The 14,854-nt window shown below is 54.3% G+C and carries 15 protein-coding genes; 6 read left to right on the top strand and 9 right to left on the bottom strand.

Annotated elements, in window-relative coordinates; translation table 11 throughout:
• Both VV869_RS20380 and VV869_RS20375 read left to right on the top strand, forming a co-directional pair.
• Positions 1-1,507, top strand: a 1,507-nt coding sequence (locus VV869_RS20380; protein ID WP_337736768.1) for an ATP-binding protein, incomplete at its 5' end; no start/stop codon positions are given.
• Between the two features lie 489 nt (positions 1,508-1,996).
• Positions 1,997-2,635, top strand: a complete 639-nt coding sequence (locus VV869_RS20375; protein ID WP_337736767.1) for a DUF1190 family protein — start codon at positions 1,997-1,999, stop codon at positions 2,633-2,635.
• A 67-nt stretch (positions 2,636-2,702) separates the two neighbouring features.
• Here the strand turns inward: VV869_RS20375 and VV869_RS20370 are convergent, their stop codons facing one another.
• The 8 genes from VV869_RS20370 to VV869_RS20335 all read right to left on the bottom strand — a co-directional run bounded on the left by VV869_RS20370 (position 2,703) and on the right by VV869_RS20335 (position 10,919).
• Positions 2,703-3,992, bottom strand: a complete 1,290-nt coding sequence (locus VV869_RS20370; RefSeq protein WP_337736766.1) for a cytochrome-c peroxidase — start codon at positions 3,990-3,992, stop codon at positions 2,703-2,705.
• 257 nt (positions 3,993-4,249) lie between these two features.
• Positions 4,250-4,555: a hypothetical protein gene (locus tag VV869_RS20365; RefSeq protein WP_337736765.1), complete on the bottom strand. Its 306-nt coding sequence runs from the start codon at positions 4,553-4,555 to the stop codon at positions 4,250-4,252.
• A gap of 168 nt (positions 4,556-4,723) precedes the next feature.
• Entirely contained in the window at positions 4,724-5,725 is a 1,002-nt protein-coding gene (gene gntR / locus VV869_RS20360; RefSeq protein WP_337736764.1) for a gluconate operon transcriptional repressor GntR, read from the bottom strand.
• A gap of 165 nt (positions 5,726-5,890) precedes the next feature.
• On the bottom strand, positions 5,891-7,384 hold the full coding sequence (gndA, locus tag VV869_RS20355) for an NADP-dependent phosphogluconate dehydrogenase (RefSeq protein ID WP_337736763.1): 1,494 nt from the start codon (positions 7,382-7,384) through the stop codon (positions 5,891-5,893).
• Entirely contained in the window at positions 7,377-7,880 is a 504-nt protein-coding gene (locus VV869_RS20350; protein ID WP_337736762.1) for a gluconokinase, read from the bottom strand. Before VV869_RS20350 ends, gndA begins: the two co-directional genes overlap by 8 nt.
• A gap of 80 nt (positions 7,881-7,960) precedes the next feature.
• Positions 7,961-9,286: a TRAP transporter large permease gene (locus VV869_RS20345; protein ID WP_337736761.1), complete on the bottom strand. Its 1,326-nt coding sequence runs from the start codon at positions 9,284-9,286 to the stop codon at positions 7,961-7,963.
• The gene (locus VV869_RS20340) at positions 9,279-9,836 is read right to left on the bottom strand and encodes a TRAP transporter small permease subunit (protein WP_337736760.1); all 558 of its coding nucleotides are present in this window, start codon (positions 9,834-9,836) and stop codon (positions 9,279-9,281) included. Before VV869_RS20340 ends, VV869_RS20345 begins: the two co-directional genes overlap by 8 nt.
• Before the next feature lie 66 nt (positions 9,837-9,902).
• The gene (locus VV869_RS20335; protein WP_337736759.1) at positions 9,903-10,919 is read right to left on the bottom strand and encodes a TRAP transporter substrate-binding protein; all 1,017 of its coding nucleotides are present in this window, start codon (positions 10,917-10,919) and stop codon (positions 9,903-9,905) included.
• A 294-nt stretch (positions 10,920-11,213) separates the two neighbouring features.
• Between VV869_RS20335 and VV869_RS20330 the strand changes: the two genes are divergently transcribed.
• The 4 genes from VV869_RS20330 (at position 11,214) to VV869_RS20315 (ending at position 14,294) form a co-directional block, all read left to right on the top strand.
• Positions 11,214-11,915 carry a helix-turn-helix transcriptional regulator gene (locus VV869_RS20330; protein WP_261603155.1) on the top strand — a complete coding sequence of 234 codons (702 nt, stop codon included), beginning with the start codon at positions 11,214-11,216 and terminating at the stop codon, positions 11,913-11,915.
• Between the two features lie 81 nt (positions 11,916-11,996).
• Positions 11,997-12,365: a VOC family protein gene (locus VV869_RS20325; RefSeq protein ID WP_337736758.1), complete on the top strand. Its 369-nt coding sequence runs from the start codon at positions 11,997-11,999 to the stop codon at positions 12,363-12,365.
• A 55-nt stretch (positions 12,366-12,420) separates the two neighbouring features.
• The gene (locus VV869_RS20320) at positions 12,421-13,236 is read left to right on the top strand and encodes an alpha/beta fold hydrolase (protein ID WP_337736757.1); all 816 of its coding nucleotides are present in this window, start codon (positions 12,421-12,423) and stop codon (positions 13,234-13,236) included.
• 275 nt (positions 13,237-13,511) lie between these two features.
• Entirely contained in the window at positions 13,512-14,294 is a 783-nt protein-coding gene (locus VV869_RS20315) for a protein-tyrosine phosphatase family protein (protein WP_337736756.1), read from the top strand.
• Between the two features lie 57 nt (positions 14,295-14,351).
• Here VV869_RS20315 and VV869_RS20310 read toward each other — a convergent pair whose 3' ends face one another.
• Entirely contained in the window at positions 14,352-14,693 is a 342-nt protein-coding gene (locus VV869_RS20310; RefSeq protein ID WP_337736771.1) for a LysR substrate-binding domain-containing protein, read from the bottom strand.
• Between the last annotated feature and the right edge of the window lie 161 nt (positions 14,694-14,854).

Here is a 14,854-nt window from a genome sequence, read left to right as displayed (position 1 = left end):
ATTTTATGAAGGAGTTAAGCATCTCCCGATGATTCGTGATATAGCTTACCTCATGAGCGATAATCAAGTTAAATCGATCTTTGGAAAGCCAGACGATAAGTTCATAGTCGGTGAAACACTCACTGAAGAAATACCAGTGTCACTACCTTGGGCTAGGTTATTCAACACTCACATTGGTGTATTTGGCAATACTGGTAGCGGCAAGTCGAATACGCTAACAAATCTTTACACAACTCTATTCAATAACAAGCTGGACAAATTTAAAGGCAATAGTCATTTCATTGTCATTGACTTTAACGGTGAGTACACACAAAACCAGCTAATACCAAACGGTGATTTCAAGAAGGTATACCAACTCGACACTCGTAACGACGATGGCGACAAATTTCCACTAACGAGTGATGTATTTTGGGATGAAGAGCTATTCGGCATATTATTCAAAGCAACTGAGAACACTCAAAAACCATTCTTGAAGCGGATAGTGTCTGGTCGTAATAGGTTCAAAGATACCCCGAACAGCCTAGAGAATTACGTCAAATTAACACTCGAACGAGCTCTAACTAGTACCGCACCAAAAAAAGAGTTCGTGGATCTAGTAAGTGAGATAGCAAAGATTGTTAACTCACAAGACTTAGAACAATTAGCTGGTCAAATGGGCTGGTTTGGCAAAGATGGCAAGCTATACTTTCCAAGCAAAGCTCATCCCAAGTATCTTGATGGAGGTGATACAGATCCTGCTTATATAGCTCACTGCAAAGATGATATTAATGCTATCAATGTTGGACAATTGTCACCCTTTAATGAGCTGAAGCTGAGGATTAACACTCAATTGCTCTCTGACCTTGTCAGCGGTTACGTTCAATTCGATCATATACAGCCTCTATTGAAGAGAGTAGAAGCGTCATTAACTGCACTAGACCGTGTGTTCGATGTTGGAGATGAACAACCTTCAAGCAAGTTACTATCAGTAATATCTCTACGAAAAACCAATCAAGAGATTAAGAAGGTATTGCCTCTGTTGCTCGCTAAGTATTATTACGGTGCACACAAACAGAAGGTTATAAACCAAAGTCCGCCTACGCAAACCTTCCATATGATAATTGATGAAGCTCACAATATCCTTTCGACTCAGTCGAATAGAGAAAGTGAGAGCTGGAAAGACTATCGATTGGAACTGTTCGAAGAAATCATCAAAGAAGGTCGAAAGTTTGGTTTTTTCTTAACTTTATCTAGCCAGCGACCTGCCGATATTTCACCGACGATAATGTCTCAATTGCATAATTTCTTCATTCATCGCTTAGTAAATGACCGCGATCTAAAGCTACTAGAGAACACAATTAGCTCACTCGACGAACTATCCCGACAAATGATTCCTAATCTGTCAAAGGGTTGTTCAGTGATTACAGGAACATCATTTGATATTCCAATGGTCGTTCAGTTCTATGAGATGTCTGACGGTAGCAGACCAGACAGCGACGATATTGATATTAAATATCTTTGGGGTTAGAAAAAAGAAAGCAAATCTCTGTTTTTATTTCTGGTATTTTTTATACTTACTTACCCTAATCAATTTTTGACGAGCTAGGGCAATGAACCTAGCTCATTTTTTGTCCAAAACCGACTTAGCAGTATGGCACTATAGTACTCAGTGTTGGTGAGGATTTCACCTATAACTTACTATATGAGTATGAAATCGGTACAACCAAACAAGGGATAACTCTGAAATGGGTATGATACTTTATTCCCTCACCCACAAGCATACTTTCAGAGGAGCTACTAGTGTGATGTTGGGCCGGTAACAGCACAAATCATCGAATTTTGCTCCCGGAAAAATTTGCTAAAAAGAGCCCGTTTTGAGCCCCAAATTCGATTATTTAACAAAAATGAAAAATTGCAAGGAAGACAATAGATGAAAGCACCTTTAGAACAATATGTTAAGTCACTGCACACACCTACCTGCACTACGGGTATGTGTATAACTTACTAGGAGATCGGCATGAAACGAAGCAAACAGGTCGTTTTGCCGAGCATGCGCAAGCTCGGCATGCAAACAAACTGGCGTGTGGGGCGGGCCGCACCGGTCACGGTCGCCTTTGCCGGTGCCATGCTAACCGGTTGTAGTGACAGCGGGAAAGATGCGACGATTTATCAGAGCCTGGATGACTGTGTCAACGATAACCCCAACTACAGTCAGGAGTGTCGGGCAGCGTATCAGTTCGCTCTGGAAGAAGCAGCCCGCACCGCGCCCAAATACCGCACTGAATATGACTGTAGCGCCGAGTTCGGTGTCAATGCCTGTATTGAGACGCCGAACAACAATAACTGGTTTATGCCAGCCATGGCCGGGTTTATGTTCAGCCGCCTGCTCGATAGTGATCGCCACTATTACTCCCAGCCGATGTTCCGGTCTTACTATCCCGGCAGTATTTTCTACGATCGCTGGACCACAGCAGACGGCTACGACTACGGCCGAAGCAGCTACCGCAAAACCAAGGTTCGGGTCTCGCAGGATCACATGAAGCCCAAGCCGACGGTCAGCCGGACTATCTCGCGCGGTGGCTTCGGCTCGACCGTCTCAGCCAAATCCAGCTGGAGCCGCTCTTCCTCCGGCGGCAGCAAAAGCTGGGGCGGCTGAAAAACCAGCCTTCCAACCCAATACGGCCAGCTACAATGCTGGCCGTATTGTTTTCAGGACTGGAAGCTTAATTCTCCTGAGCGGCAAATGGATCGCTGAATATCGGATTGCTCAGGAAGGTTTCGTCCGTCAGGGTCTTGAGAAACGCCACCAACGCCTCTTTTTCTTCCTGAGTCAGATTCATTTTCACCGGCGGTCCGTTGGTACGGCCCCCCTGGCGTAAATCCGGACTGAGATTGGGATGGGGCTGCACACCGCTGTTGTAGAACTCCACCACCTCCATCAGGGTCGCGAACCGGCCGTCATGCATATAGGGTGCGCCGACTTCGACATTTCGCAGCGAGGGTGATTTAAAGAACCCGCCACCGGCCCCCGCATCCTGACTATTATCCGCATCCAGGCCATTCACATGAGAGCGATCCAGGGTATGCGCCGAAGTCTGGTGACATTCAATGCAGCCCAGCGAGGCACTGTTGCCGACGGGAAACCCGGAGAATAGCTGATGGCCCAGCATCTCCTGCTCGGTAAAGACGGCGGCAAAGTCCGGGTCGTTCCATGCTCCGGCGGCAAATGCCTGATCGTATTTCGACTGGTAGGAAACCATGGTCCGGACAAACTGGGCCATCGCCAGGGCAATGCGTTCACTGGTGATCGCCTCATCGCCGAAAGCCTGTTCAAACAGTTTCGGATAAAAACTGGTCAGCCCCAGTTTCACTTCCAGATCAAACAGGTTCATCCCCATTTCGACCGGATCCTGGATAGGCATCAGCACTTGCACTTCCAGGCTATCGGCGCGCTCATCCCAGAAAAACTTGCCGGTTTTGTAATACGCGGCATTGGTCAGGCTCATGGAATGACGCCCGGTTTTCCCGCCATCAAACCCGGTACTCAGTTTGGCCGGATCCGTAAACCCGTGCTGTTGTTGATGGCAGGACGCACAAGCCACCGTATTATTTGCCGACAAGCGAACATCATAAAACAGCATTCGGCCCAGATTGGCACCGGCATTGGTGACCCGGTTGGAGAATGGCGTGTTGTCCTGAGAGCGGACATCACCAAACGGCGAGGTGGTCGCCGTATAATAGCGCGGCTGCGCCATCAGATAGGCTTCATAATCGGGCGTTTCAGCCACTGCCGGCAGCGGCAACCCATCAATATCGAGCCGCGGCTCCGGCGGCGTGTCGTCCTGAACAGGCGGTGTTTCCGGCCCGGATGCCGGCGGACTTGCAGCGCCACCGGTAGCATCTGCCCCCACCACACTATTATCAACAATCACTTCATTCACATCGGTATTGTCCCGGCACGATACCGCAGAGGTCAGCACGACGGCCAACAGCATCCACTCAGAAGTATTCATCAGAAACACTCCTACCTAGCCAAATTATATTTTTATTATGTATGGGTTGTTAGACAGAAAGCCTACCGCCCCGTTGTACTGACTCTAGCAGGCAACAGCGGGTCTTAAGTCTGACTCATGAGAGAACGCGCCGCGGGGTTCCACAAAGGTCAGCAGGGCTCATGTCCCAACATGAAGGAGACAAATGATAGAAGAAAAGAAACGAATGACAGAAGAAAAAGAGAATAATGGCAGGAAATCAGGCTGAGCGATCCAGTCTACACCTTGGTATTCAGCAAAGTGCCGGTCATCTCGTTAGACCGCTGGATCACATTGACGCCGGCTTGGTTATACAGCTTGGCCTGAAGCAAATCCACCGCGGCATTCACCGGTTCGGGACGTTGGCTTGCAGCGCGTTGTTCGGCAGGAGATGGCTGAGGCGTTGCGGCATTTGCCGGTGCGCCAGGATTTTCAGACGGTGCAGCCGGCAGACTGGCATCATGGATTTTTCGGGCGGCCGAATTAGCCATACCCTGCGCCTGGTTCAGCAGTTGAACCCCGGAATGGTGCGCGGAAATCGTCATGGGCGGTCCTTGTCTTACCGAACAGTGAAAGTGTGTCCATGATGGGCCAGGGACCCAACGTTGTCAAATCGTCCGCCGCCAGTAAGCCGCCCTGTTGAAGCGGCCAGCTCAAGCACCGTCACCGAAGAACAAACACTTTCACCGAAGAAAACGTCCACACCGTCCCGGTTACAGGCTTTCTCCCAGCTCAATCTGATACCCCAAATCGATCCGCGCCGGCCAGTCAGTCTGCCCTTTCAGCCGCGCCAGCAACTGCTCGGCAGCCACCTTGCCGATCTGCTCTCGCGGTGTCACCACGGTGGCTAAGCGCGGCAGCATGGTCTGACTGATATCATGGCCGTGAAACCCGGCAATCGCAATCTGCCCTGGAACAGCAATGCCCCGGCGCTGGCATTCAAACACAGCACCAATCGCCAGGTCATCATTGGTACAGAAAATGCCGTCGACATCCGGATGCTGAGCCAACATCTGGCCGAGCAGCCGCGCACCCAGCGTAAAGGAAGAGGCTTCTTCGGTCTGAATCGTCAGCGGCTCAATTCCTGCCGCTTCCATGGCCCGACGATAACCGGCCATTTTCAGCCGGGTCCGCTCATCCATCCGGGCGGCAAAATAGGCGATTTTCCGGCAACCGCGTTGCAGCATGGCTTCGGTCATCGCCTGACCGGCTGCCAGATTATCAAAACCGACCGCCTGCTCAATGCTCGGTGAGACGGAATCCATAATCTCAATCACAGGGATCGCCGCGGTTTGCAGCATTTTACGCGCCCGCTCAGTGTGCACACTCTCCGACAGGATCATCGCATCCACGTTGTAGGACAGCAGCGACGCGATACTCTGCTCTTCCAGCTCCGGGCTGTAGCCATAGTGCGCCAGCATGGTCTGATACCCGGCCGGGGCCGTAACCGATTCAATGCCGCGGATCACTTCGGCAAACACCTGGTTGGTCAGCGAGGGCACCAAGACCCCAATCGCATTGCTCTTGGCATTGGAGAGAATATCCGGCGCGCGGTTGGGAATGTAGCCCAGCGCTTCCACCGCAGCGGCAATTTTTTCCTGCAACGCTTCGGAAACCTGAGACGGATCGCGCAGGCACCGGCTGACCGTCATCTTGGTGACGCCAACCTGATCGGCAATATCTTGTAAGGTGGGACGTTTTTTCTTGACCGCCATGATGCTCTATCATCTTGATGTTACTGGTAACATTGTACCTGATTTTTATCCGGTTTTAGCACGGCGCGCAAGTTACCTGGATCAAAGAAAACAAATAACCTGAACAAAGAAACCAGGTTACCAGAAACAAAGAAAGCAAAACGCGCCCGGGTGGGCGCGTTGTGTTTACTGGGCTTGTTGCACACGTGGCGTCGCATTCCAGGTGAGATGGAACTTGTCCGCTTCCGGCTGATCCGTCCGCGAATAAGTATGCGAGCCAAAGTAGTCGCGCTGGGCCTGCAACAGATTCGCCGGCAATACCGCACAGCGCAGCGCATCGAAGTAACTCAGCGCCGAACCTATCCCCGGCATCGGCACCCCTTGCAGGGCCGCGTTCGCCACCGCACTGCGCCAGCCAGTTGCTCTCTCAGCCAACTCGGTCCGGAAGTGCTCGGCAAACAACAGGTTTTCCAGCGCAGGGTTCTGCTGATACGCGGCCGTCACCTGCTGCAGGAAGATCGCCCGGATGATACACCCGGCGCGCCAGATCTTAGCGATTGCGGCAAAATCGAGCTGCCAGCCCTGACGTTCGGAGGTGGTTTTGAGCAGGTCAAACCCCTGCGCATAAACCGCCAGCTTGGCGCAATACAGCGCATCATGCAGATCATCCAGCACCGCTTCGCGATCGGGCACACTTGCAGACTTAGCCTGCGCCTTGAACAGCGACGCGGCGGTGATCCGCTGTGTTTTCTGGCTGCTCATCGCCCTGGCAAACACCGCCTGCGCAATGGTTGGGGCCGGCGTGCCTTCCTGCAAACTATTGACCGCCGTCCACAGTCCGGTCCCTTTCTGACCGGCTTTATCCAGCACCACTTCCACGAACGGCCGATCGGTTTCCGGATCCCGGGTTTGCAGAATATCGGCGCTGATTTCCATCAGGTAGCTGTTCAGCACCCCTTGATTCCAGCGGGCAAACACCTGGCCGATGTCCGCCGCGGGCATCGCCAGCACTTCCGACAGATAATGGTACACTTCGCAAATTAGCTGCATGTCGGCATATTCAATGCCGTTATGCACCATTTTCACGTAATGACCGGCCCCCGCCGGGCCAAGATAGGCCGCACACGCTTCGCCGTCATCGAACGGTCCGACCGGCATGCCATCGGCATCAACTTTCGCCGCAATCGCGTGCCACATCGGTTTCACATACTGCCAGGCCGACGGATCGCCGCTGGCCATCAGAGACGGGCCGTGACGGGCCCCGGCTTCACCACCGGACACCGCCGTACTGAAAAAACGCAGCTTGCCCTGGTAGCGGCGCTCGCGAACTTCGGTATCGGTCCACAGGCTGTTGCCGGTATCAATCACGATATCTTCCGGTTGTAACCCGGCGGCCAGCAATTCATCGGTCACCTGATCGACAACCGCCCCGGCCGGGACACTCAGCGCAATCACCCGGGGCGTCGCCAGTTGTGCCAGCAACTCAGTCAGATTCGCTGCCGCCAGAAAACGTCCTTTCCCCGGCATCGCTGCCAGCGTCGCTGCTTCCTGCTGGGCACGGGCGACATTGTCGGAATTGAGATCAAAGCCAGCAACCTGAAACCCATGATCGACCAGGTTCAGCGCCAGGCTCTTGCCCATCACGCCCAGCCCAATCATCGCAATCTCTGCATTATGCATGGCACGTCTCCTCAATTGCGCTCAGGGCCGCGCTCACCACAGCATCCACATCCTGACGGATATCGATAAACAGTGCTTCGCCCGCCACGGGCTCTTCCAACGCTTCAAATTGGCTGCGCAACATGGCTTCGCCATTGAAATAATGATTGGCCCGCTGTTGATGGCGTAACCAGATGGTGTCGAATGTCCCTTGCAGGTAAACAATCACCAGCTCCGGGTTATTCTCACGCAAGATATCGCGGTAATGCGCTTTCAGCGCCGAACACGCCACCACGGCGGTGTCCCGCTCAACAAACAGCTGATTTAAGGTTCTCAGCCAGCCGTAGCGATCCGCATCCGTCAGCGGGATCCCCTCACGCATCTTGGCGACGTTTTCCGGCGGATGATAATCGTCGCCATCAAAAAAGGTCAGTCCCAACGCCGCCGCAATCTTGCTTCCAATCAAGCTCTTGCCGCAGCCTGAAACCCCCATGACCAGTACTTTTTTCGGTTTCATTGGACAATACTTCCCCCGGTCCCTGAGCGAATCAGGGACACCGATGTCAAATTAAAAAAGAAAGTTCGAATGTGTTGCTGCTACTGCCACCACATGGCCAGCTGAGGGAACAGAATCACTAAACTCAGCACGAAGACCTGCAAGGCGATAAATGGCAGCAGTGAGCTAAAGATTTCACCCAGACTGATGTCTTTCGGGGCCACCGACTTGAGATAGAATGCCGCCGGGCCAAACGGTGGTGACAGGAAAGAGACCTGCATGTTCAGACAGAACACCACGCCAAACCAGACCGGGTCATAACCCAGGCTGGTAATGATCGGCACGAAGATCGGCATGGTCAGCAGCGCAACGCCGACCCAATCGAGGAACATGCCCAGCACCAGCAAAATCACCATCATGATCATCAGCGTGACAAAGGCACTGCCGCCGCTCAGGGCCAGAATCGTCTCTTCGACAAAATCTATGCCGCCCATCAGGTTATAAACGCCCACCAGCGCGCTGGCACCGATACCAATCCACATGATCATGCCGCAGGTCCGCATCGTCGCGACCGCACTGTCTTTCAGCATGCTCCAGGACATTTCTTTGCGGATCAGCGCACTGATCATAATCCCGACCACACCCAGTGCCGAGGCTTCCGTCACCGACGCCACGCCGGTATAAATACTGCCCAGCACGACAGCGACTGACAGCAGCGGGAAAAACAGTGCTTTGAAATAGCTGATCTCTTCATCCGGTTCGGCCTCGCCGTTCAGGCTGTCGCTTGGAAGCGGTGCCAGCGCCGGATTGAGCTTACAGCGGATCAGCACGTAGCCGATGTAGCTGGCTGCCAGCAGCAGGGCCGGTACAAACGAGGCTTTGAACAGATCGCCAATCGACACGCTGGCCGTCATGCCGTAAATAATCAACACGATACTCGGCGGCAGCATGGTGCCCAGCGCACCACCGGCACAGGTGGTGCCGATCGCCAGCTTACGGTCATAGCCCAGACGCAACATCTGTGGCAGCGCCAAAATCCCTAACAGCACGGTTTCGCCGCCGATCACCCCGGACATCGAGGCCAACAGCACTGCCACCAGCAAAGTCTGCACGGCAACCCCGCCGCGCACTTTCCGCCCGACCGACTTCATCGCGTCAAACAGGTCGCGGGCAATGCCGGAGCGATCGAGCAAGGCCGCCATCAGCACAAACATCGGTACCGCCAGGAACACGTAACCGGAAGCAAAGCTGTAGGTGCGGCTCGCAATCAGCGGCAGCGCATCAACGCCAAACCAGCCCAGAGTAAAGAAGATTGCGACAAAGTCGGTCACAAATGCCAGCTGCATGCCGGTCAACAACAGACCGATCATCATGACCAGCATCAGCAGACTGCCCCAGCCAATACCCATTGAAGACAAATCAAACATCGTTACGCTTCCCCAGCCCTGCAATTTCTTGAATCAGGTGCAATACAAATTGGATCACGAGAATACAGAAGGTAATAAAAATCAGGCCCTTGAGCAGTGCCGGATACGGTGCATTCAACACCGAGCCCGAGGTTTCCAACCGCAATTCGCCCCACGGGGTAAACCAGGCTTCCTGAGCCATGACGAATGCGCTGTAGGCCATCATGCCCGCAAAGGCCAGACCGACAAGATGGTGGATCAGATTGAGGTATTTGCGGGTTTGGCCGGACACCGCATCGTAGATCAGCACCACACGGACATGTTTATTGCTGGCAAAGGCGTAAATGCCGCCGATCACAAACAGGGAGCCGCCGATAAACGACGCAGTTTCATGCACCCAGGTGGTCGGCGCATCAAACACGTAGCGCATCAGCACTTCGTAAAATGAGATGGCCACGGTGACCAGGAAGAACAGGCTGAGCAGGTTGCCGATTTTCAGCACCAGTTTGTCTAGCAGATTACGCGGCTGCTCCTCCGGTTCAACCGGCGGATGCGGGGTTTGGTCGTTCATGGTATGGGTTCCAAAAATAGAGGGCAGAACTGCCCTCTCTCGATTAGCACGTTAACGGCAGGGCAATTACAGCAGGCCGTTGGTTTCCAGGAAGTTTGTTACCGAGTTATACACTTTCTCGGCATTTGGCGAACGTTGAGCAAATACTTTCCATTGTGTTTTGGCAATTTCGCGGAACTTGCGGCGCTCTTCGTCAGACCAGTTATGAATGGTGATGTCCGGATTCTGATTCGCCTCGGCGACCGCAGCCTGATCGGCAATCTTCAATTGCGTCGTCATGTCGTAAGAGAAATCACGCACCGAGGTGGTCAGGATGGTTTGCAGGTCGGCCGGCATCTTGTCCCACTTTTTCTGGCTGATTGAAATATCGATCAGCGGCAGGGAGTGGAAGCCCGGCTGAACCGGATGCTGGGCGATGTCATTCATGCCCGCTTTCTGGTTAGTCGAAAAGACGGTGTAGTCCGCCGCGTCGATCACCCCTTTGCTCAGGCCGGTGAACACTTCAGAGCCCGGCAGGTTCACCGGCGTTGCACCCGCAGCGGCAAACACCTGCTGTACCAGCCCTTCCGGCGCACGCAGTTTCAGGCCTTTCAGATCAGCCACGCCGTCCAGCGGTACTTTCGAGATGAATGATTCCACCCCGGTCGTAGAAGCGCCGACAAACTTCACGCCATACGGCGCGTACAGCTCCGTCATCAGCTCGTTGCCGCCGCCGTAGTTCATGTATTGCAGCAGTTGCGTGGTATCGGACCAGGCACCAACCATGTTGCCAATCAGGCCGAATGCCGGATCTTTACCGGAGAAATAACCGGTTGCCGTTACATGACCATCGAGGATACCCATTTTGATCGCGCCCAGCGTTTCGGTGTGTTTTACCACCGCGCCCACCGGCAGCAGATCGATGTCAATCCGGCCGTCAGACATTTTCTCGACCCGCTCCGCCCACTTTTGCTGCACTTTGAAGTTCAGATCGCCGGACGGATCTGACGACTGAATTTTCAGTTTGTAGTCGGCTGCAAACGCAGAGGATGCAAACAGACCAGTGAGGGTGACAGCGATGAGCGTTTTCGTCATTTTTTTCATCTTGGTGGGTATCCTTTTGAGTTTCACAACAACCGGCGGGTGACGCTTTTTAATCATGATGATGTTACCGGTAACTTGGAGCGGATGTTACCGGTAACAACCAAGTAACGTCCGTGATGATGATCACAGGTTGTGTGACAATTAACAACAGGCTTGTCATTAAGCCAAAAAGTGTGAACTCGGTAGACTTCAGGGTATGGAATCGATTGCGTGGTAAAAAGCTGGCCCCCTCGCGTAGGGATGATGAATACGGTATCCTTGTTAATAAATCTTTACATCAGCACCCCATCCGTCATGTCCAGAAGCCAACGCCTGTTCGATCTGCTCCAGCTGCTCCGCTGCCACAAATACCCGGTCACCGGCGATTACCTTGCCCGCGAGCTGAATGTCAGTGTGCGTACCATTTATCGCGACATCGCGACACTTCAGGGCCAGGGGGCGGAAATCGACGGCGAAGCCGGTCTGGGTTATGTGCTGAAACCCGGCTTTACCCTGCCGCCATTAATGTTTACCCCGGATGAACTGGAAGTGCTGCGCCTGGGCGCAGAGTGGATCGCCCAACAGGCCGACAGCGAGTTCAGCGCCAGTGCACGGCACGCCATCGCCAAAATTGCAGCCGTATTACCGCAATCGCATACCTGGCAACCCGATGATGAGATCATGCGTGTCGGTCCGCTTCCGGCGATGACCGATCTGCCGCTCGACATGGCCCTTCTCAGAGCTGCGATCCGGCACCAGGCGAAGATCGACCTGGACTACCGGGATGGTCAGGGCAAGCTGAGCCAGCGCTGTGTCTGGCCGCTGCTGATTGGCGTCTTTCAGCAATGCTACGTTCTGGTGGCCTGGTGTGAACAGCGCGAAGATTTTCGCCATTTTCGCCTCGACCGTATTGCCCGCTTCGCCCCGCAGGCCGAGCGCTATCCGCACCCACGCAAAGTGCTGTTGCGGCAATGGCGGCAGGCATCCGGGATCCCGACCGCCCAACTCGGTTACTGACAGGGTCGAAGGCTCCTGACAAAAACTGACAGTCCGACGGCGTATGCTCTCTCCGTCCCTAATCATCAAGGAGAGAACATCATGACAGCACCTCAAACCACGATTTTATATGTCCGCGATTTAACACAGAGCCTGGCGTTCTATCAGCAACTGCTCGGCGCAGCGCCACTGGAAGCCACAGAGACCTTTGCTCTTTTCGCCCTCAATGAAGGCGCCATGCTCGGCCTGTGGCACCAGGACAAAGTCGTGCCGCCCTGTGCGGGATCCACGCAGGCCCGCAGCGAGCTCTGCTTCCCGATGCCGGATCGCGATACCCTCCTCGGCACCTGCGAGCGTCTGGCGGCTCAGGGCGTTGATATCGCGCAATCGCCGACCGAGATGCCATTTGGCCTGACATTTCTGATCACCGATCCTGACCAGCACCGTATTCGCTACCTGCTGCCGAACTAATCACACATCATTTGAATCTGTGCCCGCTGCGAAAGCGGGCGCTGAGGAGACACACATGACCGGATTTACCCACACCCTGGGGCAATCCCTTCCGATCAATGCGGCGGACATTTACGTCGAAATTGCCGGCAACCCAACAGGCGAGCCCTTGGTGCTCTTGCACGGCGGCCTCGGTAACATGATGGATTTCAACGCCATCGTGGAACACTTGCCTGAGCAGTTTCAATTGATCGGGATCGATTTTCGCGGCCACGGCAAGTCGACCCTTGGCAATGCGCCGCTGACGTATCGTCAGTATCAGGCCGATGTTGAAGCCGTCCTGGATCAGCTCGAGATCACGCACTATAGCGTCATTGGCTTTAGCGACGGCGGGATCACCGCACTCCGGCTGGCGGCGGCGCAGCCCTCGCGGATCCGAGCTTTAGTCACCATCGGCGCCCACCACCAACTGGATTCTGATGATCCGGTACTGGATATATACGCCGCCATGACCGCGAACAAGTGGCGCACCCTGTTTCCGGACAACGTGGCCCAATATGAAGCCACGAACCCCGAGCCAGACTTTGAGCGCCTGGTGCCCGCCGTGGTCGCTTTGTGGACGGAGACAACCGCCTATCCCGGCGAGGCAGTCCGTCACATCAGCGCGCCTACGCTGATGGTGCGCGGCGATCAGGATCACCTCTGTACCCGGGCACATACCCTGTCACTGGGTGAGCTTGTGCCGCAGGCAGATTTATTCAACCTTCCGGGCACCGGGCATGACGCCCTCAATGAGGCCCCCGCACTCAGCATCGCCGGTATCACCCCGTTTCTGTTGCAGCATTGCACTGAATCCAGCAGCACTCAGGCATTCAGTACGTCCCCCGCGTAATGGCTCGTCTCACAATCCAAGGCATCACGGCAGTGGTGCCTTTTTTTGACGGGCTATTGGAAACTGATGTCCGGGAAGGGCCTATACCAGAGATACCAGAGATACCAGAGATACCAGAGATACATGCGATGGTCGGCTCCGACCCTATCCGGGGTTATCGGCGATCTCCTGGTTTTATTTTCAACGCTGAGCACAACATGGGGACAACCGGGATGCCAATGGCCCCGAAAATGCGGTATTTTAGGCGAAGTAACAACTGACTAAACCGGTAGAGAATGAACACAACCCATAACAATCTGACCGAAGCTGCATTGCAACTCATGGCTATTCGCGGCGGCGCGCGATGCCATACGTTTGACCCGGAGCGTGACCGCTTCAACCTCGGCTTCTGTGCCGACACCCGCATCCGGGATGGGCTGAATGCCAACCGCATCGCCATTAACCAGCGCCACCTGGCCATTGCTTCGCAGTATCCGTTTGCGCACCAGTTGGAAGCGCATTTCCAGATGCTGGTGGAGAACCGGACTCCGGTGCTCGTGGTGCTGGCCAGTCTCAACGATATGCAAAACAATGAATTACCGGATTACTTTTCACAGGCTGCGACGTTCGGCCGCATTCAAACCCAATCGAGTGCGCTCAATACCGAAGCGCTCGGCGACGGTATCGAAGCCCGTTGCTACCAGCTCACGGTGGCCGGCTACGACGCCACGATTGAGATCCCGGTCGTTCATGTCCATAACTGGCCGGATCATCAAACTATCAGCCCGGCGGCAACCGCGAACCTGGTGACCCTGATTGAAACAATCACCCGGGAAAAAATCGCCTTCTATGAATCTCGCCGCAGCCGCGCCGTGCATGATGCGACCAAACTGCTGCCTGTCATTCATTGCCGCGCCGGTGTCGGACGTACCGGCCAGACCATTGCCGCAATGGCCATGCGCCAGGACCCGAATTTGCCCCTGCACGTCATTACTCACGACCTGCGGGCGTCGCGCAATGACACGATGATCCAGACCCCGAGCCAGATGGAAACCCTGCTCAAAATGGCCCAGCGCTAACGCCGACCGACACCTTACTCGAACGCCTGGTGCCTGCGAAGCACCAGGCGCGCATGCCTAAAGCACCGCGTCTTGGGTCCGAGTGACCAGAAAGTCAATGAATAGGCGGATCAACGGATTCGGGTAGGCGCTGGCTTTATACATCGCATAAACATGGCCGCTGGTGGTTTCGCTCAGGCTTGGCACCCAGTCGTCCAACAGCACCACAAGCTCCCCGCGTCGCACGTAATCCGCCACCATCCAGCTCGATAACTGGGCAATCCCGCAATCGCCGAGCAATGCTGCCAGCAACGGCGTTCCCCCTTTCGAGGTGACATTGCCGCACACCGGCACTTTGCGCTGCTGGCGGCCATTGGCAAAGTACCAGTATGTCTGGCGGCGCCCGCGATTGAGCAGCAGGCAGTTATGCGACAGCTCAGGGTATTAACAGCGTCCTCCCGCAGTCTGCGCGCGAACCATTTCATTTCACCAAAGAAAATAGCAACTTCATCACATTCCACTATCAAAATGAGATTCAGGTTTGCATTTTTGTTAAAAAAAATGCGCTTGTCATAACCTTA

Source organism: Photobacterium sp. MCCC 1A19761, from assembly GCF_037389125.1.
In the GTDB taxonomy this organism is placed as follows: domain Bacteria; phylum Pseudomonadota; class Gammaproteobacteria; order Enterobacterales; family Vibrionaceae; genus Photobacterium.
This window is presented reverse-complemented; position numbering and strand designations above follow the sequence as displayed.